The following is a 22,008-nucleotide window of genomic DNA, read 5'->3' as shown; positions in this document are numbered from 1 at the left end:
CGGTTACGGTGCACCCTGACGAGACCACGGGGCAACGGGGCGACGATGCAAGGACGTATCTGGTGGGTGTCGGTCACCGGGACGGCCGAGGGACCCTTCGCCACGGATGAGATCGCCGCGCAGCACGCGCAGGGTCGCGTCGGCGCCGCAACACCCGTCTGGCGTGACGGCATGACCGAGTGGCTGCCCGCCGACCGGACCGAGCTGGCGCCCGTGGTGACCACGGTCGGACGACCCGCGACGCCACCCGGCACCCCCGCAGACGGGTCACCTCCCCCGCCGTCGCCGCAACCGGCACCGGGCTGGCAACCACCGACGCCCAGCTGGCAACAGCCTGCGCCGAGCTGGCAGCAGCCGACGCCGACCTGGCAGCAGCCCGCCCCGTCGGCGACGTCGACATCGAACGGCCTGTCGACGGCAGCGATCGTCTGCGGGATCGTCTCCCTGCTGTTCTTCCCCATCATCCTCGGCCCCGCGGGCATCATCTGCGCGGGTGTGGCCATGGGCCGAGGCGAACCGCGCGCGCAGGTCGCGATGGGCGTGGCCATCGGCGGCATGGTGCTGGGGTTCATCATCGGCGCGGTGGTGTGGTCGAGCATGTGACGATCGGCGGGCCGTCCGGCGCCTGCCGTCAGGCGCGGTGATCGCGCTCGGCCTGCTCCCTGAGCAGCGCCAGCCGCACCGCGCATCCCCACCGGGGCCCGCTGACGCCCGGCCGGAACAACGGAGTCCTGGCTGTCGTTGCACCCGGGGTCGTGCGCCGCCCGTCCCGACCGCTCCCGCCCGAGGTTCCCTGCGTGACCGTTCCCCTCGCCATCCTCGACCTCGCCGACGTCGGCCCCACCGAGACGATCGCCGGTCGTCTCCGCTCCAGCGTGGAGCTCGCCCAGCACGCCGAGGGGTGGGGCTACCGGCGGGTCTGGTACGCCGAGCACCACAACATGTCGACCATCGCCTCGGCCGCCACGAGCGTCCTGATCGCCCACATCGCGGCGCACACGCGCTCCATCCGCCTGGGCGCCGGCGGGGTGATGCTGCCCAACCACTCACCCCTCGTCATCGCCGAGCAGTTCGGCACGCTCGCCTCCCTCCACCCGGGGCGCATCGACCTCGGCCTCGGACGTGCGCCCGGGACCGATCAGCGGACGTTCCGGGCGCTGCGCCGCGACCCACGGGCCGCGGACCGCTTCCCCGACGACGTGCTCGAACTGCAGGCCTACCTGCGCGGCGACTCGCTCGTCCCCGGCGTCGACGCGACCCCCGGCAAGGGCACCGACGTCCCGCTCTACATCCTGGGCTCGTCGCTGTTCGGCGCCCAGCTCGCCGCCGCCCTCGGGCTGCCCTACGCCTTCGCGTCCCACTTCGCACCGCAGGCCCTCGAGCCGGCGGTGGCCGCCTACCGGGAGGGGTTCCAGCCGTCTCCCCAGCTGGCCGACCCGTACGTGATGGCCGGCATCAACGTCATCGCATCGGACAGCGTCGCGGACGCCCAGGACCAGCTGCTGACGGCCAGACGCCGGCGCGCCAAGCTCCTGTTCGGTCGCCGCGATCGTCGGCTGACCACCGACGAGGTCGACCTCCTGCTGGACTCCCCCGCGGGCCAGCAGGTCGACGAGATGATGCGCTACACCGCCGCCGGGACCGCACAGGACGTCAGCGGTGCGCTCGACCGGTTCGCCGAGCACATCGGTGCCGACGAGCTCATCCTCGCCTCGTCGGCCACCGATCAGACGCGGCGGCTGCGGACCTTCGAACTGATCGCCGAGACCCGGGGGCTGACCGCCGCGGCCTGACCGGTCACCGCCACCGCTACCGCTCGGTGGTCGCGACCGGCGCGTCGCTCGGCGCGCGACGGACCAGTGACAGGACCGTCGCGGTCACCGCGAGCTGCAGCCACAGCATGCTGGAGGTCAGCCCGATGCGGCCCGCCAGCCACCCGAACCCCGCGTGCAGCGGCAGCAACCCGAGTGCGGCGGTCACGGCGGTGACCGCCCCGCCACGACCCGGGACCGCGGCCAACGCTCGGGCGTGCACGATCGGCCACAGGGGCGCCGTGGCTGCTTCACGGACGACGACGAGCGCGAGCTTGGCCCCGAACCCGGGGACCCAGAGCCAGGCGGGGAACAGCACCATGCTCCCCAGGCACGCGATCACGAGAACGGGCCGCCCGTCGTGGAACTCGAGCCAGCGGTCGAGCCCGACCAGTGCCGCGAGGCTCGCCGCCGTGCCGACCGCGACGTGGACCGCGACCCGCGACTGCGACGCACCGACAACATCGGCCAGCCACACCGGTTCGAACGCCTCCAGCGGATCGAGCATCTCCACCAGCACGAGCGCCACGATCCACGGTCTGGCGCGCCGGTCGGCGATCACCTCTCGGATCCCGAGCAGCAGCTCCGCACGCCGAGTCACCTGCTCGGGGCGAGGTGCGGGAGCCGGGAGCGCGGTCCCGGCGAGCAGCCAGGCGTAGCCGAGGGCCCCGACGCCGGCGCCGGCGAGCAGCAGACGTTCGTCGACACCGGCCCACGCGGCCAGGGCCACCGCACCCGGGGCGAGCAACGCGCCGAGGGTGTCCAGGGCGGTCGAGCGGCTCGCGATGCGTTCGACGGCGTCCGGGTGCGCTTCGACGAGCACCACGTCGGCGGTGTTGGCGAGCGGGCCGTAGGCGACACCGACGAGCGCGCAGGCGGCCAGGAGCCAACCGAAGCCGCCCGCGCCGGCAGCCAGGAGCAGGGCGGCTCCCCAGGCCGTCGCGCCGGCCACCAGCAGGGGCCGTCGCCGGACGAGGTCGATCAGGACGCCGGTGACGGGCTCGACCAACGCACCGACGCTGTACATCGCCTGGAAGCACCAGCCGACCTGCTGGACCGACAGGCCGAGGCGGCGGCGGAGGGTCGGCATGAGCACGACGAGCAGGCCGGAGCACAGCTCGTCGGTGAAGCGCGCGAACAGCGTCAGGACCGTCGCGCGGTCATCGAGGTGGTCGCGGCGCTCGAGCGCACGCAGACCGAGCACAGCAGCGGAACGGGAGAACATCGCTTCCTCCAGCGATCGTGGGATCGGGTGGAGGAAGCGAGGCGGTCCGCGGGCCGCTACCGCTCCGGGATCAGGCCGAGATCAACGGGGGACGTGGCTGGGCAGCATCTGATGCTCCTGACGAGACACCGCGGCGATCCGCGACACCGTGACGCTAGCCCTCATCGGAACCCGTGACCAGCGCTTCGAGCCGGTTCGGCCGCGCGCGGCGCCGCGGGATCAGTCGAGCTGCAGACCGTGTTCGAGCACCCGCAGCGGCCGCTCGACGATGTCCTGCACGTCGGTGGTGAAGCCGCTGGCGTGCCAGTGACGGAGCGCACCGAGCAGGCCGCCCACGAAGGCGTGCGCGAACACCTGGACGTCGAGGTCGTCGGGCGTCCGGCCGGTGTTGTGCGCGATGACGCCGCCGATCAGCCCCGCCATCTCGTAGGCCTGCTGGGCGGACGCCGCCTCGATGGACGGGTAGCGGTAGGCGAGCCGCAGGCGCCGACGGATCCGCTCGGCATCGGAGGCGAAGGCCTCGAGCATCACCGCGGACACCACCCGGCGGATCGCCTCGATCGGTTCGTGCCGGTCGAGCTCCGCGACGATGGCGGCGAGCGCCGCCGGGTCGTACTCGTCCCAGATGACGAGGGCTTCCTTGGTCCCGAAGTAGCGGTAGACGCTGCTCGGGGACACCTCGGACACCTCGGCGATGCGCTCGATGGTGACCTCGTCGAAGCCGTGCTGCTCGAACAGGTCGAGGGCGGCCGTCTGGATGCGACGCATCGCCGACAGCCTCTTGCGCTCGCGCAACCCGAGATCTTCGCTCATGGCGAGCAGCCTACCGCCTGATGGTGACTTGCAGTTGACAGTGACATCCAGGAGAGTTACCGTCAAGTGATAGTCACTCGCACGTTTCCCACACCGTCCGGTCAGCCGACGACAGGTCAAGCGATGCCACACGCCATCCACACCGAGGGGCTCGTCAAGACCTACGGCTCGACCCGGGCGCTCGACGGGGTCGACCTCACGGTCGAGCGGGGCGAGGTGCACGGGTTCCTCGGACCGAACGGGGCCGGCAAGTCGACCACCATCCGGATCCTGCTCGGGCTGCTGCGCAAGGACGCCGGCGAGGTGACGGTGCTCGAAGGTGACCCCTGGCACGACGCGGTCGCGCTGCACCGCCGTCTCGCCTACGTCCCGGGCGACGTCCACCTGTGGCCGAACCTCACCGGCGGCGAGGCCATCGATCTGCTCGGCGAGCTGCGCGGAGGCTCTGACCAGCGGATGCGCGACGACCTCGTGGAGCGCTTCGAGCTCGACCCCACCAAGCGGTGCAGCACCTACTCCAAGGGCAACCGCCAGAAGGTCGCGCTCATCGCCGGGTTCGCCTCCGACGTCGAGCTGTTCCTGCTCGACGAGCCGACCAGCGGCCTCGACCCCCTGATGGAATCGGTCTTCCAGCAGGTCGTCCGCGAGCGCACGGGCGACGGCCACACCATCCTGCTCTCGAGCCACATCCTCGCCGAGGCCGAGGCCCTGTGCGACCGCATCTCGATCATCCGGGCGGGCCGCATCGTCGAGTCGGGGACCCTCGCCGACCTGCGCCACCTCACGCGGACGTCGATCCACGTGGAGACCGAACGCCCCCTGGACCAGCTGCGCGATGCGCCCGGGGTCCACGACCTGCTCGTCGAGGACGGGGCGCGCAGCGCGACCTTCGAGGTCGACACCGCGGACATCGGCGGGGGGGTCGACCTCCTCGCCCGCCACGGTGTCACGGCCCTCACGAGCACCCCACCCACGCTCGAGGAGCTGTTCATGCGCCACTACGGCGACCACCTCGACACGCCGGCCCCGGAGGTCGACCAGGCGGTGACGCCGTGACCGCCTTCACCGGTACCCGCCGCCTGGTCCGGCTGGCGGTCCGGCGTGACCGGGTCATCCTGTCGGCCTGGCTGCTGAGCCTCGGGGCCCTACTCGCGGGCATCGTGGCCAGCATCCAGGGCCTGTACGCCGACGAGGCCGAGCGCGTCGCCGCCGCGACCTTCAACGCCGCGAGCCCCATCGCCCGCGTGTTCGACGGCCCGGCCTCCGGGACGGACGTCGGCGCCATGACCATGGTCGAGGCGTACGGGTTCACCGCCATCCTCATCGCGATCATGAGCGCGCAGACCGTCGTGCGCCACACCCGCCAGGACGAGGAGACCGGCCGCGTGGAGCTGATCGGTGCCGCCGTGGTCGGCCAGCACGCCCGGTTGACCGCCGCCTTGACCGTCACCCTGGCTGCCAACCTGCTGTTCGGCGCGATCGCCGCGGGGATCCTGGTGGGGGCCGGCCTCGCCACGACGGGGGCGTTGGTGGCCGGCGCCGCGTTCGCGGGCGTGGGGCTGGTGTTCGCCGGCGTCGCGGCCATCACAGCGCAGGTGTTCTCCACCGCCCGTGCCGCCAACACCAGTGCGGGGGCCGTGGTGGGGGTGGCGTTCCTGCTGCGGGCGGTCGGTGACGCGTTCGGTCACGTCGGCGAGGATCAGGTCGTCTCGATCAGCGCGTGGCCGGCCTGGCTGTCACCGATCGGGTGGGGGCAGCAGGTCCGTGCCTTCCACCAGGACAACCTCGAGCCCTTCCTGCTGTTCGCGGGTCTCACGGTCGCCCTCGTGGCGATCGCCTTCCAGCTCACCCGACACCGGGACGTCGGTGCTGGGATGGTCGACGTGCGTCCCGGCCCCCCGGCCGCGTCGGCGGGGTTGCGCCGCCGAGCGGGTCTGGCCTGGCGCCTGCAGCGCGGCACGTTGGTGGCGTGGGGTGTCGGCCTCGTGGTCCTCGGGGCCACCTGGGGTGCCGTCGGCGAGAGCGCGGAGGAGATCCTGGCCCTCAGCGAGCAGGTCGAACAAGCCCTGCTCGCGATGGCACCCGCGGGTGGCATCGTCGACCTCTTCTTCACGTTCGTGCTGCGCTTCCTCGGGGTGGCCGCGGCCGGGTACACCGTCCAAGCGCTGCTCCGGATGCGGGCCGAGGAGGCGACGGGACGGCTCGAACCCGTGCTGGCCACCGCGCTCGGCCGGCCGGCCTGGCTCGCCTCGCACCTGACGATCGCCGTCGTCGGGACCGTCCTGCTGCTGGTGGCCAGCGGCCTCGCCGGCGGTGCGGTCTACGGCGCGATGACCGGCGACTGGGCGACCGGGACCGGCGGGCTCGTCCGTGGCGCCCTCGTCCAGGTCCCGGCGGTGCTCGCGCTCGGTGGCTTCGTCGTCGCCGCCTTCGGCCTGCTCCCCCGATGGTCGGTCGCGCTCGCGTGGACGGCCCTGGCGGTCAGCTTCGTCATGGGCCAGGTCGGCGACCTGCTCGGCCTGCCCCAGGTCGTGCTGAACCTTTCCCCGTTCACCCACGTTCCGCCGGTCCCGGCCGAACCCGTCACCGCGCTACCCCTCGCGATCCTCAGCGGCGTCGGGCTCGTCCTCGGTGCGGTCGGTGTCGTGGCCTTCGGGCGGCGTGACCTCGCGATCGCCGCCTGAGGGCCGCCCCGCGCCGGCGTGCCGGGCGCGTCAGCTCGCGCGGAGCGCGAAGCCGTCCCCGCCGAAGGGGTCGGCCGCGGCCGTTCCGGCACCGACGGCCCGGGGCAGTGCGACCGCGAACACGGCGCCACCGCTCGGTGCCTCCTCGATCCAGACGGCGCCGCCCTGGGCCCGCACCAGCCGGTCGACGATGTGCAGGCCGAGTCCGGCGCCCGAGGTGCGCTTCGGAGCGGTCTCGGAGCGGGTGAACGGCTCGAACAGCCGCTGGCGCTCCGCCGGCGCGATACCCGGACCCTCGTCGGCGACCCGGACGACAAGCCGGTCGGCTTCGATCGCAACGACCACGTCGACCGAGCTGCCCGGCGGCGAGCTGGCCACCGCGTTGTCGAGGAGGTTGAGCAGGATCTGATGTACCCGGTCGGCGTCCCCGAGCGCGGCGGGGAGCGGATCGGGCAGGTCGCAGGTGATGGCGCTCCCGCTCGCCAACGCGGTCCGTTCGATCGCCGACCGGACGACGCCCCCGAGGTCGAAGGGTTCAGGCTGGACGGCGAACTCGGTCGCATCGAGCTGGGCGGACAGCAGCAGGTCCTCGGCGAGACGGACGATGCTCCGCACGCTGGTGGTGGCCATCGCCAGCAGCCTGCCGACGTCGTCCCCGGGCAGCGCCTCGACCTCGGCGCGCAGCGAATCCAGTGCCAAAGTGAGGATCGACGCCGGGTTGCGGATCTCGTGCACGACCATGGCGCCGAAGCGGCCGCTGGCGTCAACGCGCTCCTCGAGTTCGCGCAGCTCGGCTTCGAGCCGCGCCTGCGCCCCGACGGCCACGGCCGTCGCAGCGAGGGCGGCGCGCAGCTCCTGCACGTGCCTGGTCGGGTCGCGTCGGACGGCGGCTGCGTCCACCCGCAGACTGCAGCCACCGACGGTGACGTGGCTGTGGTGCTGTGCGATGCGTTCGTAGCCGGCCGGCCCACCGGCGGCCGCGACGTCGGCGGACGGGTAGGAGCAGAGCAGGGAGGTCGAGGTCCCGGCGAGACAGGCGTTCCAGCTCTCCTCGAGGGCCATCGCTGCGGCGACCTCACCACGCTCCCAGAGCACGGCGACCATCTCGTCGTAGGCCCAGAGTTCGCGCCCACCGGCCGGGGTGAGCGCCGCGACCACCTCCGCGAGCAGCTCGGTCGCGGGCATCCCGTCCACCATCAGGAGGTCGAGCGTCGCCGCCGCGTCGTACTGGACCAGACGGCCGGAGGCGACCTCGGCCGACACGTCCACGCCCCGGTCCGCCAGAGCGGCGCCGAGCATCTCGCGGTGCTCCTCCGTCGTCACGGTGACGGCGTGGTCGCCCCGGAGGAGCGCGGCCGCGAGCGCATCCGCGACCCACGCCGCCAGGACGCGGTCGTCGTCGTAGTACAGGACGCGGTGGTCGCGCTCGTCTCCGGGAGCCGCCGTGCCGGCAGGCACGTCCACGCGGATGGTCTCCCGAGGTGTGTCGGTGCGCCCCGGGGCGGTCAGCAGCTCCCGCGTGGTGTCGGCCGGGGCCGGGCGACCGAGGTGGTAGCCCTGCAGCAGGTCGCAGCCGAGGGCATCGAGCTGCTCGAGTTGCTCGGCGTTCTCGATGCCCTCGGCGACGACCTCGGTGCCGAAGGCCCGGGCCATCGCCACCGCAGCCTGCACGACACGGGTCCCGCCCGTGCCGGCCATGCCGGCGACGAACGAGCGGTCGAGCTTGCAGACGTCGAACGGCAGGTCGCGCAACCGGGCGACCGAGGCGTGACCGGATCCGAAGTCGTCGAGCACGAGCCGGACACCGAGGTCACGCAGCGCGTGGAGGGTGGCGGCGGTCGGCTCCGGTTCGAGGATCGGCTGCTCGGTCACCTCGACCCACAGATCGGAAGGGGCGACGCCGTGCGCGTCGCAGGTGCGTTCGATCAGGTCGACCAGCCCCCGGATCGGCGCTGTCACGAGCTCGGCGGGCGAGAGGTTCACGCTGACGAAGGTGCCGGCCGACCAGGTGGCCCGCTCCGAGATGGCCTGCGTGATGACCCGCTCACCGATCGGCGCCAGGAGCGCGGACCGTTCGGCCAACGGGAGGAAGGCGGCCGGCCCGAGCAGGCCGAGCATGGGGTGATCCCAGCGCACGAGCGCTTCCGCACCGGCGAACCTCCCGTTCGAGGCCCGGACGACGGGCTGGAAGCGCACGGCGAACTCGTGCCGATCGAGCGCGCGGCGCAGGTCCCGCTCGTGCACGATCGCTCCAATCTCGGCACGGTCTCGGCCAGGTCCCAGGAGGACGGTGGCACGCGGCCAGGTCGACGGGTAGACGCAGATGAGGCATCTTCACCCGGACGGTGGAGGAGACGGGCGATGACCAACGGTGATGAGCCCGTGCGGATCGTGATCGTCGACGACCACCAGCTCGTGGCCGACGCGCTGGCCGAGACCCTCGCCGCCGTCCCGGCGTTCGAGGTCACAGGTGTCGCCCACGACCTCACCAGCGGGATGCAGTTGATCGCCGCGAGCCGCCCCGACGTGGTCATCATGGACGTGCGGCTCCCCGACGGTGACGGCGCGGCCGGCACGGCCGAGGCGCTGCGCCGCGCCCCCGAAGCGAAGGTGCTCGTCCTGTCGGCGCAGACCGGGATCGACGTGGTCGCACGGGCGGTCGAGTCGGGCGCCGCCGGCTTTCTGCCGAAGACGACGCCTCTCGGCGAACTCGTCGATGCCGTCCGCCGGGTACAAGCCGGATCCGTCCTGTTCGCCCGCGAGCAGCTCTCCGAGGTCGCCCAGCACCTGCGGCAGGCACAGCATCGGATCGGCGGGGACCTGTCGGGCCGGGAGCGCGAGGTCCTGTGGCTCCTCAGCCTCGGCACCTCGACACAGGGCATGGCCGACCAGCTGTTCCTGTCGCCCCACACGGTCCGCAACCACGTCCGCAACATCTCCACGAAGCTCGGCGCCCACTCCAAGCTCGAGGCGGTGGCGATCGCGAGCCGGGAAGGTCTGCTCGCTCCCCCGTCCGTGTGACGGGGCACGCGATGACACGTCTGCGTCATGAGCGCGTGAGCGGTACCCGTCAGGATGGGACTGCCGGCTTCAGCCAGCGGCGCCGCAGCGACGGACGACGAGGAAGCGGGCGTGGCCGAATCGCCCATCAAGGTGCTCGTCATCGATGACGACGAGCACGTGCGGGCTGCGCTGCGCGAGGTGCTCGACGCACAACGCGACATCCGCTGGGTCGGTGACGCGGCGGACGCGTGGTCGGCGGTGTCGGCCTGCCTGGAGCACCGACCGGACGTGGTGGTGATCGACGTCCGGTTGCCGGGCGGCGGTGCGAGCGCGACCCGCGAGGTCCGGGCCCACTGCGACGGCGTGGTGGTCGTCGCGCACTCGGACTTCGGTGACCGCCCGCACCGCGAGCTGATGCTCGCCGCCGGCGCGGCCGGCTACGTCACCAAAGGTGCGCCGCGGGACCAGCTGCTGCGGGCGATCCGCGACGCGGCGACGATCGGGCGGTCAGAGGGGTAACCACCAGAACACCGTCGTCCCGGGCCCGTCCGACCGAGGCAGGACCGTGACGCTTCCACCGGCGAGCTCGGCCCGTTCGCGCATGGTCCCGAGGTGACCCGGGCGGTCGGCCACGTCACCGAGGCCGGCGCCGTCGTCGCTGACCTCGCCGACCAGGCGACCGCCGTCTCGTCGGAGCTCGACGACCACCGTCGCGCCCTGCGCGTGACGCCGCACGTTCGCCAGCGCGTCGCAGACGATCCGGTAGCTGGTGAGCAGCAGCTCCGGCCGGAGCCGTGCCTCGTCCCCGAGGTCGACCTCCAACGCGACGTCGACCCCGTCGATCTCGAGGAGCTGTTCGGCGTACGCGGCGATGGCGGCCTCGACCCCGTCGGCGGCGAGGTCCACCGGTGCGAGCTCCATGATGTTGAGCCGCAGGCTGCGACCCGCGACCTCGAGGGTGTGGCGCGCCCGACCCAGGGGCTCGGTCGAGCCCGTCGCCTGGGCGTGGTCGAGACGGAGCAGCGTGGCGGTCAGCGCCTGCACGGTGTCGTCGTGGAGGTGCTCGGCGATGCGCTGGCGCTCGCGGTCGGCGGCGGTCAGGCTGCGCTCGAGCAACGCCACCCGCTCGCTGCGGAGCCGTTCACGCTCGGTGACATCGAGCGCCGTGCCCATGAGCCGCTCGGGTTCCCCACGCGCGTCCCGGTGGAAGACCCCGCGGATCTCGAGGCGACGCACCTCACCCCCGGGGCGAACGATCCGCAGCTGGAACCGGTCCGTCTCGCCGGTCTCCAACAGCCGGCGTAGCTGCTCCTCCTGGATGCCGCGGTCGTCGGGATGCACGAACGAGCGCCACACGTCGAGGGACACGGGTTCATCGGCCCCGAGATCGAGCAGCTGATGCAGGCCCGGTGAGAACCGCATCTCCCCGGTGCCCAGGTGGAGTTCGAACGAGCCGACCTCGGCGACCGTCTCGGCTTCGGTCAGGAGCCGTTCGGAGCGTGCCACCCGCTCCCACGCGTCCACCTGCGCCGTCACGTCCTGGATCGTGCCGTACATGCGAATGACGTGACCGTCCTCGACGTCGCACGCAGCGCGCGCCTCGAGGATCCGCACGGTGCCGTCCGGGCGGAGGGTCCGGTACCGCGTCGTGACCGGCTCCCTCGAGCGCAGGACCTCGCGTACGACCGCATGGTAGGTCGGTCGGTCCTCCTCCACGATGCGGTCCTCGAAGACCTCGGCACTGGGCTCGGTCCCGGGAGCGACGTCGAGCACCTCGAACAGACCCGGCGACCAGCGCGCCTTCTGGGTGCGCAGATCGAACTCCCACAGACCGAGCGATGCCGCCCGCTCCGCCACGGTGCGCAGCTCCTCGCTGGCCTGGAGCGCAGCCGACCGTTCGATCCGCTCGGTCTGGTCCTGGGCGAGGATGCCGACCCCGATGAGTTCGCCGTGCAGCTCGACCGGGTAGCAGCTCACCGACCACCAGCGGGAACGAGCGGGGTCCGCAGGATCGGGCTGAGCAAGCTCGATCTCGGTCACGGTCTCCCGGCGGTCGGCCACGCGGCGGATGCACGGTTCCAACACAGCCCAGGCATCGGGGACCAGCTCCTGGAGGGGCCGACCGAGCGTCTCTCCAGCGATCCCACCACCGCTGGCGATCAGGGCATCGTTCGCCCGGACCAACCGCAGGTCGCGATCGAGGACGCCGAGGCCGATCGGAGCGTGTCGGTGCAGCGCGTCGAGGAGCGCGAGCTCCTCGTCGACCCGGCGACGTGCCAGGTCAAGCTCGATCCTGGCGAGGTGCAGGTCGTGCACGTCGGTGCAGCTACCGACCCAGTGGACCGAGACGTCCGCACCGGCGAGCCCACCACGCTCCGCACGGTCGACGAACCACCGGTAGGCGCCATCGTGCCGGCGCAGCCGGTGCTCGTGCTCGTAGTGGCCTCCGGTCTCCGTGGCGCGGGTCCACGCGGCCTCGGCCGACCTGACGTCCTCGGGGTGGACCAGCTCCAGCCAGCTGTGCTCGGCCAGCCACGTCCGGTCGTGGCCGGTGTAACGAGCGAACCGCTCGTTGACGTGCCAGACGGTGCCGTCATCGTTCGACAACCACGCCATGTCCGGCAGGGCGTCGAGCAGCGCCAGGCCGAGCTCGGACAACGGACCGTCCACCCTGCCTCCTGACCGTCACGACCACCATCGTGCCGCATCCGGGCAGCGACGTCCGCCCGTCGCGCCTCCGCGCGGGGGCGCCGATCGTGGGTCGCCACCGATCAGCGTCGGTTCGCCCGCGTGGGCGACTGCCCGCCGCGCGTGGTACCGGTGCGCTCATCGGCCGCCACCGTGACGGTGTCGCCCACGACGACACGGTCCCGGCCGGTGTCCTTGGCGTGGTACAGCGCCGCATCGGCACGGATGAGCGCTTCGTCGAGGTCGGCATCCGGTCCGACTCGGGCGACTCCCACGCTGATGGTGACGGCCACCGGGCCGACGTCGGTCATCACCGGGGACGCACGCACGGCATCGCACATGCGCTCGGCCACCTGCGCAGCGTCGATGCCTCCGGGTAGCAGGGCTGCGAACTCCTCACCGCCGTAGCGACCGATCAGGTCACCGGGGCCGAGCGTGGCCAGCAGTCGTGCCGCCACCTCGCGCAGCACGGCATCACCGACGGCGTGACCGTGCGTGTCGTTGACCGCCTTGAAGTGGTCGATGTCCAGCATGACGGCCGTCGGCAACGGGCCCGACGCCGAGAGACGCTGCTCAGCGAGGTGCCAGAAGTGCCCACGGTTGGCGAGGCCGGTCAGCGTGTCACGGGTGGCGAGACGCTCGACCTCCGCGAACAGGCTGGCCGTCCGGTGGGCGGCGAGCGCCTGCCCGGTCAGCGTCGCAGCGACCTCCACCGTGACCTCGTCGTAGGTGGCGGCGTGATCGGACGCGGTGAGGATGAGTCCGTGCAGGCCCCCGTCCTCCCGGAGCGGGATGGTGAGCCACGTCGTGGGGTCACCGAGCACCTCGACGAGGCGGGCGGGCAGCGCCTCAGTACCCGCCGCCCCGTCCCCACCGATCCGCGGCCGGACATCCCGGTCGAGCCCGTACAGGTCGTGCAGCTCGGGAGCGAGGGCGCCCGCCGGTGGGCCGACGATCCGTGCCGACGTCGCGTCCCGCCGGTCGGCGATCGCCACGATCCGCCAGGCGCCGGCGTCCTCGTGCACCAGGCATCCCCGATCGCTGGTCGACGCATCGACCGCGAGCGTCAGCGCGCGTCGCAACACCTCGTCGGGTTCGAGGGTCGCCGTCAGGTGGGCCATCGAGGACCGCAGGCTGTCGGCGAGGTCACGTTGCTGGCGGGCGGCCTGGACGTGCACCTCGAGCTGGGCAGCCCGGGCGGTCTCCTGAGAAGCGGCGACCTGCGCGGCCAGTGTCGCGAGCAGGCCCAGGTCGTCGCGGGTGAAGATGCCCTTGGCGACCCGGCTGTCGAGGTAGATCACCCCCGTCCGACGCCCCTGGACCTCGATCGGTGCGACCAGGATGCTGCGCAGCCCGTGGACCACCGCGCTGCGCGAACCGAGCGCCTCCCCCTCGTCGGTTCCCGTGACGATGATGGCCTCACCGGTGGCGTGCGCGCGTTCGACCAGCGAGCGGCTGTAGCCGTGCAGTTCGGTGAGGCTGTTCCCGGCGACGTCCCGGCCCCGGTGGGGAACCAGCGAACCGTCGGCGTCCGGGGCCACGCTGAACACGAAGGCGCGTTCGGCCGACAGCAGTCGCAGCACGACACCGAGGGCGATCTCGGTGACCTCGTCGGGGTCGAGGATCGTCGCCGCCGCCTGGCTGACCTCCTGGAGCGCCTCGAGCCGACGCATCGCCTGGAGGTGGTCGAGGTGCTGCGAGGACCCGCCGGCGCTGGACGCATCCGTCGCGTGGGTCCCGCGGGTGGCGACCCGGAACTCGTCATCGAGCCCGAACTCCTCGCGGACCCGTCGAGCCCGCAGCTCCCACGCCCCCTCGGACGCCAGCGCGAGCGCGACCCGTGCCTGCCGTCGGGCGCCGGGGCGGTGTCCGGTGGCTCTCAGGATGCGTGCCCGCAGCAACGCGACGTCGAACAGCACGAGTGGCTGATCGAGCTCGCGTGCCGTCCGCGACGCACGATCCAGGTACCAGGCCGCCCGGCGGGCCCGCCCGAGGATGTGCGCGCGGTGAGCTGCCACCACGTCGAGGTGCGCGCGCAGGCGGATGTTGCTGCCCCGGCGCGCGAGCCAGAGGGTGCGGCCGGCACGACGAGCCAGCTGGCGTTGGGTGAGGGGGTCACGTTTCGATCCGGCTCGCGCCACCTCGATGGTCGCGATCGCCAGGCGTACCCAGCCGGCGGTGACGTTGCCGATGGGCAGGCCGAACTCCTCCAGGTCGGCGAGGGCGCGGTCGACCCCGGCGCCGTACTCCTCCTGTTCGATCGCGAAGCCGAGCTGCACCCACGCGTAGAACAGTTGGGTGTCACGGGTGGGCGGCCGCGACGCGCGGACCGCACGCAGCCGCTCGTAGGTCATCACCGCCGGCCCGATGCCGCCGCGCAGTGCCCCGACCGCGCACTCCATGAGCACCCGACCCGCCTCGTCGGTCGGCGACGGGTCGTCGGCAGCGCGTTGGCGCGCCCGGGCCAACCAGCGGTCCGCCTCCGTGACGTGACCGTCGCCGTGGTACAGGGCCGCGGTGAGGATCACCCACGGCACGTAGGTGCCGATGTCGAGCCACCGGCCGTGCTGTTCGAGCGCGGCTGCCAAGGGTGCCGCGTCCCCGTCACGCGTCCCGGCCACACCACGCAGGGTGCAGACGGTCGCGACCGCCGCGCGCGACCCGGTCGCCTGCGCCGCGAACAGCGCGGTCTCGAACAGGCGGGCGGCGTGGCCCGGACGGCCGACGTGGGCCAGCACGAGCGCCATACCGGCGAGCGCCGAGGCCCGTAGTTCGCAGACCGGCAGACGGCTCGCGGGTAGGAACGCTCGAGCGTCGAAGGCCGCGACCAGGCCGTTGCGCAGGGAGCCTGCGGCTGCACCGGCAGCGACGCCGAGCAACGAGGTCTCCAGCAGATCGAGCTCCAGCCGGGCCCCGCTCGACGGTGCGCGACGCCGCTTCAGGCGCCACGAACCGCGGAGCAGCCGCAGCAGGCTGGTCACGACGAGGACGATGGTGTTCCTCGGGGCCGGTCGACCGATCGCGGACAGCCCGCGGCGTGCCGTCTCGATGGCGCCGTCCGCGTCGTGGTCCGCGGTCTGGATCCGTGCCAGCGTCTCGATGGCTCGGCCCCGTTCGAGCGGATCCTGGATGACCTCGAGGGCGAACTGCAGGTGCTCGCGAGCGCGGGCGAACGCTCCCGTGAGGAAGGCCGCTTCGGCGTAGGTGCGGTGGAACGCTCCGTCCATCTTGATGCCGGCGAGCGGGGCCGCGGCGCGCGCGTGATCGAGCAGCTGCACGGCCTCGCTGACCATCCGCTGGTCGATCGCGTCCGTGGCGGCGGTCACGCAAGCGTGGAAGGCGGCCTCCGGGTCGCGCTCGATGCCGGCAGCAACGCGGTGGTGGGCGATCGCACGCAGCGCGTCGGGTCGCGTCGGGACGGCCGCGATGGCATCCGCCAGGGCGGTGTGGACGTCGGCGACCCACGCGGGGTCGGCCGTCGAGAGCAGCCGTTCACGCACGTCCTCGTGGACGAAGACGTGACCGCCCTTCGTGCGCTCGATCAGCCGTGCGGTCTCGGCGGCGGCGATCGCGGCCCGGACCTCCCCCACGTCAGCGTCGGCCACGGCTTCCAGCGACGAGCGCTCGAACCGCGGGCCCTGGACCGCCGCGGTGGTCAACAGACGGCGGACCTCCTCGTCGAACCGGTCGAGACGGGCGAGGAGGAGATCGCGGACGTCGGCGGGCAGCCGCAGCCGCTCGAGCGCCGCCGTGTCCAGCACCCAGTCACCCCAGTGGGGACGCACCGCACCCGCGTCGACGAGCGCACGGACGTACTCGACGATGGCCGACGGGTTGCCGCCTGTCCGGGCGACGATGGTCTCGATGAGCGCGGTGGGGACACGGCCGCCCGCCAGCTGGGTGGCCACCACCGTGGCCGCCTCGGCGGGTCCGAGCGGGAGCAGCTCGAGTTCCAGACCGAGGTGCTTGCCGTGGTCCGAGCGGATGTTCCACAGGGCCTCGTGCTCGTCGGCACGGATGGTGACCACCACCATGAGCGGGACGTCCCCGATGACGCCGCCGAGCTGGCGCAGGACCCGCTGGGTCAGCGGGTCGCTCCACTGGATGTCGGTCAGCGCCAAGAACAGCCCGCCCTCCTGTCGGGCCAGACCCCGCAGCAGGTCGATCACCGCCAGGACGAGGTCCTCCTCGCGGATACGGCCGGTCGGCGCCGCAGCCCCGCTCCCCGTCTCGAGGGACTCGGCCAGCGACGGCATCAGACCCACCAGCATCCCGGCGGTCGGCCCCACCGCGGCGCGCAGCCGCGCGATGGCGGCGTCCCGTTCCGCGGGTGCGAAGGTCGCGATCGTGTCGAGGTGGGTGGTCAGCGCCGTCCGGAGCGGCTCAAGCGGTGTCGCCCCTTGGGTGCACGGGGACACCACGGCTGCGCCCCCGGCCGCACGGACCTCGGCCGCCATGGTGCGCACGAGCGTGTTGCGTCCACTGCCGGGATCGCCGGTCACCAGGACCGAGGTCCCGCCGCTGCCGATGCGTTGCCACCGGGCGCGGAGCCGGGTGAGTTCGGTGCCTCGGCCGAACGCGACGGCTCCGGTGGACGACCACGCCGCAGGCGGCGGGAGGACGCCGTCCACGCCCGGGGTCTGCCTCGACGCGCCGCCGATCGCCCGCAGCTCGGCGAGCAACCGGGCGGCGCTCGGGATGCGGTCGTCGGCGTCCTTGGCGAGGAGGCGGGTGATCAGCTCGGTGAGCGCGGGATCGAGGTCAGGTCGCAGCTGCCGCAGGTCCGCGGGCGCCTGCGTCGCGTGCTGGTGCAGGAGTTCTCCGACGTCGTCCGCGGTGAACGGTGGGGCACCCGTCGCGCACTCGAAGAGCACCACACCGAGGCTGTAGAGATCGGCGCGCCCGTCGACGGCCCGGGCGAACATGCCGGTCTGCTCGGGCGCGCTGTACACGAAGGTGCCGGCGAGCGAACCCGACCTGTCGGCCCCGACGGCCGCCCACGAGGCGAGGCCGACGTCGATCACCCGGGTGCGGCCCTCCGGGGTGACCAGCAGGTTCTGCGGTTTGATGTCCCGGTGCACGGCGCCGTGCCGGTGCACCGCGGCGAGCACGTCCGCGACGTCGGTGGCCGTCGACAGCAGGGCCGCCTCCGTCAACTGCCCGTCGCGGACCACGTCGGCGAGCGAGCGCCCGACGATGCGTTCCATGGCGAGGAACGGCCGTCCTCCGATGGTGCCGACCTCGTGGATGGTCGGCAGGGCGTCGTGACCGATGCTGGCCAGCAGCGCCGCCTCCCGGCGGAACTCCGCACCGATCCGCTCGAGGTCCTCAGGGGTCGCGCTGATCGCGATCTTGACGGCCAGATCGACGTCGGGATGGCGTGCGTGACGGGCACGGCGGACCACCGTCGCGGCACCTCGGCCGAGGTTCTCGAACAGCTCGTAGGAGCCGAGCCGCTCCCCTGCGTCGACCTTCCGGCCACCGGTCCCGCGGGATGCCGCAGCCGACGGCCCGGCGGCCGTCGGTGTGCGGCGGGGATCGAAGGTCATGTCCCCCTGTATCGGCCGGATCCGCGTGACCTTCAGCGACGGTGACCGACCCGTCCGGCGGATGACCTCAGGCGACCCGGTCAGTGCGCCGGGACGCGGTGAGCGCGCGGCCGAAGCGCACACCTTCGTCGTCGAGTGCGCCACCGCGGAACAGGCGGACGTCCCGGACGTAGTTCTGGTGCAGCTGCCACGGTGCCCGATGGGCCTGCTTCGGGAGCTGGTCGAGCGAGCGCGTCACGTACCCGGACGTCAGGTCGATCAGCGGGCGCAGCGGTTCGCCATCCGACGGACGCAGCGGCATCACGTGATCGTAGCCGTGGGCATCCATGTGCTGGAGCAGGCGGCACAGGTACGTCGAGACCAAGTCGACCTTCAGGGTCCAGGACGCGTTGGTGTAGCCGATCGCGAAGGCGAAGTTCGGCACCCCGCTGAGCATCATGCCCTTGTAGGCGACCGTGTCCGACACGTCGACGGCTTCACCGTCGACGGTGAGCTCGATGCCGCCCATGGTGAGCAGGTTCAGGCCCGTGGCGGTCACGATGACGTCGGCCTCGAGGCTGGCACCGGAGGTGAGCGCGATGCCCTCCTCGGTGAAGGTGTCGATGTGGTCGGTCACCATCGAGGCCCGGCCGGCCCGGAGCGCACGGAACAGGTCGTTGTTCGGCACCAGGCAGAGACGCTGGTCCCACGGGTCGTAGCGGGGGGTGAAGTGGGTGTCGAGATCGAAGTCCGCCGGCAGTTGACGTTCGAGACGCCAGCGCAGGATGCGCTTGACGAGCGCCGGGACGCGCCGGCTGAGCTGGAAGAACGCCGAGGTCACCAGCACGTTCTTCCATCGGACGATCGCGTAGGCCCGCTCGGCCGGCAGCAGGCGACGCACCAGATCGGCGACCGCGTCCCGGTCCGGGAGCGAGGTGACGTAGCTCGGTGAACGCTGCAGCATCGTGACGTGCGCAGCGTCCTCCGCCAGGGCGGGCACCAGCGTGACGGCGGTCGCGCCGCTGCCGATGACCACGAACCGCTTCCCGCTCGGGTCGAGGTCCTCGGGCCAGTGCTGGGGGTGGACGATGCGGCCCCGGAAGCGATCGGCGCCCGCGAACTCCGGCGTGTACCCCTCGTCGTAGCGGTAGTACCCGGTGCACGCGTACACGAAGGCCGCGGTGAGTGTCTCGGTCCCTCCGGTGTCGGCACACGACACCTCGGCGGTCCACCGTGCCTGCCCGCTGTCCCACGCCAGCGCCGTGACCCGTCGGCCGTAGCGGATGTGATCGGTGACCCCGTGCTCGCGAGCGGTCTCCTCGATGTAGCGCAGGATCGAGCCACCGTCGGCGATGGACCTCGGCCCGCCCCACGGACGGAAGCTGTACCCGAGGGTGAACATGTCCGAGTCCGAGCGGATACCGGGGTAGCGGAACAGATCCCAGGTGCCCCCCACGGCGTCGCGTGCCTCGAGGATGCGGTAGGTCCGCCCCGGGAGCTCGCGCTGCAGGTGGCACGCCGCGCCGATGCCCGACAGGCCCGCGCCGATGATGAGCACGTCGACGTGCTGGTGCGCAACGGTGCTGCCGCCCGAGCGCTCGGTGGGACGAGCGGAGGTGGCGTCGGACACGAGCATCTCCCGGGGGGCGGTTGCTGAGCAGTGTTCAACAAGCCGTCCGGGCTGTCAACCTGGCCCGTCGGGACGGGCCGCCGGTGGGCCGGCTGGCGGCACGACCTCGTCGGCACGGGCGACGGTCAACGCCCGCTCCCGGACTCGACGGGCGCGTCGGAGCGCCGCCTCGGCCCGCACTTCGGCAGCTGCGGCTCGGCTCTCGGCGGCCAGGAACCGCCGTTCCGCCACCTCCAGCGGGCTGTCCCCCGTGGCGTCGAGCGCATCCTGCTGGCTGTCCAAGGTGTCCTGCTCGAGATCTCGGGCCGCCTGCGCGTCGTCCAGGACCTGCTGGTGGGCATCCCGGCGTGCCTGCGAGGCGGTGAGTGCGGGTCGCCACCTGCCCTGTGCGTCGGCACCCACCCGGCCGGTGGTCGCGGCATCAGCGAGCTCGCCCCGCCTGCGATCGGTCCGGGCCTGCTCGATGTCGCTGGCCCGCTGTTCGCGGTCGGCGACGGCCTGGCCCAGGTCGGAGATCGCCTGATCACGGTCGAGCTCCTCCTGTTCCACCGCCGCTGGATCACGTTCGGTCGGTTCGCTCATAGGTCCGTCCTCTGCTGGTGGCTCATCAGGACCGCATCGACGGGACCCGGTCGACCCAGCAGGTAGCCCTGCGCCTGGTCGACACCCACCTCGCGCAACAGCTCCAGGGTCGTCTCGTCCTCGACGCCTTCGGCGATCGTCCGCAGCCCGAACGCCTCGGCCAGGCTGACGACCGCATCGATGACGTGGCGGCTCGCAGCGTCGGTGACGGCGTCACGCACGAACTGGATGTCGATCTTGAGGTAGTCGAGCGGGAAGGTCTTGAGGTAGGTGAAGCCCCCGTACCCGGTCCCGAAGTCGTCCAGCGCGAGGCGACACCCGAGCTGGCGGACGTCCCTCGCGAACCGGCGAGCGGTCGTGTGGTTGCGTAGGAGGGCGGTCTCGGTGAGCTCGAACACGACATCGGCCGGGTCGGCACCGGTCGTGGCCAACAGCTGCTCGATCAGGTGGGGCAGTGCCCCGTCGTCCAACGAGGTGGCCGACAGGTTGATCTCCACCGGCCTGTCCATCGCCGCGAGCGCGATGCCCTTGGACAGGACCCACTGATCGATGGAGAGGGCGACACCGAGCGCCTCGGCCGTCGGCAGGAACCGCCCCGGTGCGATCAGCTCCGCCGGCTCGTCGGGGTTCCGCATCCGTAGCAGCAGCTCGTGCTGGACGGTCGCGCCCGTGGACAGGTCGATGATCGGCTGCGCGTACAGGACGAAGCCGTCGTCCTGGAGCGCTTCCCGGATCCGGCCGAGCCAGACGACCTGCTCGACCTTCTCGGCGAGCTCGTCCTCGCGTGCCCGACGAGCGCTGATGTCTCGGAAGCTGACGACCCAGCCGACCTCAGCGATGTCCTCCTCCACGTCGAGCGGCGTCGCGACGTACTCGATCGGGATCTGGCTCCCGTCCGGCAGGGCCAGCTGGCACGACGCCCGCCGCGTTGCCGCGGCGGGACCGCCGGGGACGGCCCAGGGCGCCCCGTCCCCGTCGCTGTGGAGCCGTGCCAGGAACGACCGTCCGATCAGACCTGCCAGCGGTGTGCGCATGAGCCGCTGTCCGGAGGGGTTGACGTAGGTCATGCGACCGTCCCCGTCGAGGGTGCACAGGCCGTCGCCAACGCTGTCGGTGACGGCCCGCAGGTGGCGTGCGGCGCGCGTCAACTCCCGTTCGACGGCGTGCCGCCCGGTGAGGTCGACGCCGATCGAGACCATCCCGCTGGCCGCGCCGGTGCCGTCGCGCACCACGGCGTTGCGGACGTGGACCGGCAACGTCGTGCCATCCTGACGGTCGGCGGTGAACTCGCCCTCCCACGCCGCAGCGTCCGGCAACTCACCGATCACGTCGCGTAACTGCCCGATCCGATCGACGGGGACGACCATCTCGTGGACGGGTCGCCCGACGGCCTCCTCGGCTGGCCACCCGTAGAGCCGCGCGGCACCGGGGTTCCACGAGGTCACCACCCCGTGCAGGTCCGTGGCGACGATGGCAGCGTCGAGCTCGGCGAGCAGCTGCGAGCTCACCAGTCCGCGGTCGTGGGTGCGGCGCTGCTCGGTGACGTCGTCGTGGACGATCAGGAGCTGCGGCGCAGCGCCGTCGTCGAGACGTCGCGCCCGCAGGCGGCACCGCCGGAACTCCTCCCCGCTCCCGCAGGGGTACTCGAGGACCAGGTCCTCCACCGTTCCCGCCAGCACCTGCTGGAGGCCGTCGAGCACCTCAGCTGCCAGGGGTTCCGCAGATGAGGCAGCCGCACACACCGCGAAGTAGTCGGCCCCGACCCCCACGCCGACCCCACCCCTCGCCGCGGCGAAGCGGGTCCAGGCCTGGTTGACCGCCACGATGCGACCGCTGGCCTCCAGCACCGCGACGTGCGCCGGCCACGCGTCGAACGCCCGGTGCACGGCCGCGTCGCGGCTCGAGACCCCGAGCACGCCCCTTGACCCCTCGCCACGGCCTGCTCCCACCGCTGGCCCCCACCCGTTCATCGAGTCGCGGACACCCGACGTCCAGCGCCCCCGAAGCCAGTGTCCCCCGAACCCGCCGAGGACGCCAGGGCCGA

Annotated in this window: 14 protein-coding genes; 6 read left to right on the top strand and 8 right to left on the bottom strand. The window is 72.5% G+C overall.

Annotated elements, in window-relative coordinates; translation table 11 throughout:
• The first annotated feature begins 45 nt into the window (after positions 1–45).
• Both NITAL_RS13965 and NITAL_RS13960 read left to right on the top strand, forming a co-directional pair.
• The gene (locus tag NITAL_RS13965) at positions 46–603 is read left to right on the top strand and encodes a GYF domain-containing protein (protein ID WP_083441563.1); all 558 of its coding nucleotides are present in this window, start codon (positions 46–48) and stop codon (positions 601–603) included.
• 194 nt (positions 604–797) lie between these two features.
• Positions 798–1,793, top strand: coding sequence for an LLM class flavin-dependent oxidoreductase (locus NITAL_RS13960; protein ID WP_052666864.1), 996 nt, complete (start codon positions 798–800; stop codon positions 1,791–1,793).
• Positions 1,794–1,809: 16 nt separating this feature from the next.
• Here NITAL_RS13960 and NITAL_RS13955 read toward each other — a convergent pair whose 3' ends face one another.
• The gene (locus tag NITAL_RS13955; RefSeq protein ID WP_052666863.1) at positions 1,810–3,036 is read right to left on the bottom strand and encodes an MFS transporter; all 1,227 of its coding nucleotides are present in this window, start codon (positions 3,034–3,036) and stop codon (positions 1,810–1,812) included.
• Between the two features lie 219 nt (positions 3,037–3,255).
• Positions 3,256–3,849, bottom strand: coding sequence for a TetR/AcrR family transcriptional regulator (locus tag NITAL_RS13950; RefSeq protein WP_052666862.1), 594 nt, complete (start codon positions 3,847–3,849; stop codon positions 3,256–3,258).
• Between the two features lie 123 nt (positions 3,850–3,972).
• Here NITAL_RS13950 and NITAL_RS13945 point away from each other — a divergent pair, with 123 nt between their 5' ends.
• Positions 3,973–4,905, top strand: a complete 933-nt coding sequence (locus tag NITAL_RS13945; RefSeq protein WP_052666861.1) for an ABC transporter ATP-binding protein — start codon at positions 3,973–3,975, stop codon at positions 4,903–4,905.
• Positions 4,902–6,533: an ABC transporter permease gene (locus NITAL_RS13940; RefSeq protein ID WP_052666860.1), complete on the top strand. Its 1,632-nt coding sequence runs from the start codon at positions 4,902–4,904 to the stop codon at positions 6,531–6,533. Before NITAL_RS13945 ends, NITAL_RS13940 begins: the two co-directional genes overlap by 4 nt.
• A gap of 30 nt (positions 6,534–6,563) precedes the next feature.
• Here the strand turns inward: NITAL_RS13940 and NITAL_RS13935 are convergent, their stop codons facing one another.
• Positions 6,564–8,777: an EAL domain-containing protein gene (locus NITAL_RS13935; protein WP_052666859.1), complete on the bottom strand. Its 2,214-nt coding sequence runs from the start codon at positions 8,775–8,777 to the stop codon at positions 6,564–6,566.
• A 117-nt stretch (positions 8,778–8,894) separates the two neighbouring features.
• Here NITAL_RS13935 and NITAL_RS13930 point away from each other — a divergent pair, with 117 nt between their 5' ends.
• Positions 8,895–9,554: a response regulator transcription factor gene (locus NITAL_RS13930; protein WP_052666858.1), complete on the top strand. Its 660-nt coding sequence runs from the start codon at positions 8,895–8,897 to the stop codon at positions 9,552–9,554.
• 111 nt (positions 9,555–9,665) lie between these two features.
• Complete coding sequence (locus NITAL_RS13925) at positions 9,666–10,055, top strand: response regulator (RefSeq protein WP_052666857.1); 390 nt, start codon at positions 9,666–9,668, stop codon at positions 10,053–10,055.
• On the opposite strand, the gene NITAL_RS13920 is transcribed toward NITAL_RS13925, so the two are convergent.
• The 5 genes from NITAL_RS13920 to NITAL_RS13900 form a co-directional block, all read right to left on the bottom strand.
• Positions 10,044–12,206, bottom strand: coding sequence for a PAS domain-containing sensor histidine kinase (locus tag NITAL_RS13920; RefSeq protein ID WP_052666856.1), 2,163 nt, complete (start codon positions 12,204–12,206; stop codon positions 10,044–10,046). The genes NITAL_RS13925 and NITAL_RS13920 overlap by 12 nt on opposite strands.
• 101 nt (positions 12,207–12,307) lie before the next feature.
• A complete protein-coding gene (locus NITAL_RS13915; RefSeq protein WP_052666855.1) occupies positions 12,308–17,773 on the bottom strand; it encodes a diguanylate cyclase in 5,466 nt (1,821 codons plus the stop codon).
• Positions 17,774–17,840: 67 nt separating this feature from the next.
• Complete coding sequence (locus tag NITAL_RS13910) at positions 17,841–19,388, bottom strand: flavin-containing monooxygenase (RefSeq protein WP_052666854.1); 1,548 nt, start codon at positions 19,386–19,388, stop codon at positions 17,841–17,843.
• Between the two features lie 48 nt (positions 19,389–19,436).
• The gene (locus NITAL_RS13905) at positions 19,437–19,964 is read right to left on the bottom strand and encodes a hypothetical protein (protein WP_052666853.1); all 528 of its coding nucleotides are present in this window, start codon (positions 19,962–19,964) and stop codon (positions 19,437–19,439) included.
• Positions 19,961–21,880, bottom strand: coding sequence for a GGDEF domain-containing phosphodiesterase (locus tag NITAL_RS13900; protein ID WP_052666852.1), 1,920 nt, complete (start codon positions 21,878–21,880; stop codon positions 19,961–19,963). Before NITAL_RS13900 ends, NITAL_RS13905 begins: the two co-directional genes overlap by 4 nt.
• Between the last annotated feature and the right edge of the window lie 128 nt (positions 21,881–22,008).

This window comes from Nitriliruptor alkaliphilus DSM 45188, from assembly GCF_000969705.1.
Lineage (GTDB): Bacteria > Actinomycetota > Nitriliruptoria > Nitriliruptorales > Nitriliruptoraceae > Nitriliruptor > Nitriliruptor alkaliphilus.
The sequence above is the reverse complement of the archived record's forward strand: the minus strand, read 5'-3'. Positions and strand labels throughout refer to the sequence as shown.

What these genes read in the sequence shown, in the direction of transcription:
- NITAL_RS13965 (WP_083441563.1), top strand. Translation starts at nt 46, where the DNA reads ATGCAAGGACGTATCTGGTGGGTGTCGGTCACCGGGACGGCCGAGGGA.
- NITAL_RS13955 (WP_052666863.1), bottom strand. Translation starts at nt 3,036, where the DNA reads ATGTTCTCCCGTTCCGCTGCTGTGCTCGGTCTGCGTGCGCTCGAGCGC.
- NITAL_RS13950 (WP_052666862.1), bottom strand. Translation starts at nt 3,849, where the DNA reads ATGAGCGAAGATCTCGGGTTGCGCGAGCGCAAGAGGCTGTCGGCGATG.
- NITAL_RS13945 (WP_052666861.1), top strand. Translation starts at nt 3,973, where the DNA reads ATGCCACACGCCATCCACACCGAGGGGCTCGTCAAGACCTACGGCTCG.
- NITAL_RS13930 (WP_052666858.1), top strand. Translation starts at nt 8,895, where the DNA reads ATGACCAACGGTGATGAGCCCGTGCGGATCGTGATCGTCGACGACCAC.
- NITAL_RS13915 (WP_052666855.1), bottom strand. Translation starts at nt 17,773, where the DNA reads ATGACCTTCGATCCCCGCCGCACACCGACGGCCGCCGGGCCGTCGGCT.
- NITAL_RS13910 (WP_052666854.1), bottom strand. Translation starts at nt 19,388, where the DNA reads ATGCTCGTGTCCGACGCCACCTCCGCTCGTCCCACCGAGCGCTCGGGC.
- NITAL_RS13905 (WP_052666853.1), bottom strand. Translation starts at nt 19,964, where the DNA reads ATGAGCGAACCGACCGAACGTGATCCAGCGGCGGTGGAACAGGAGGAG.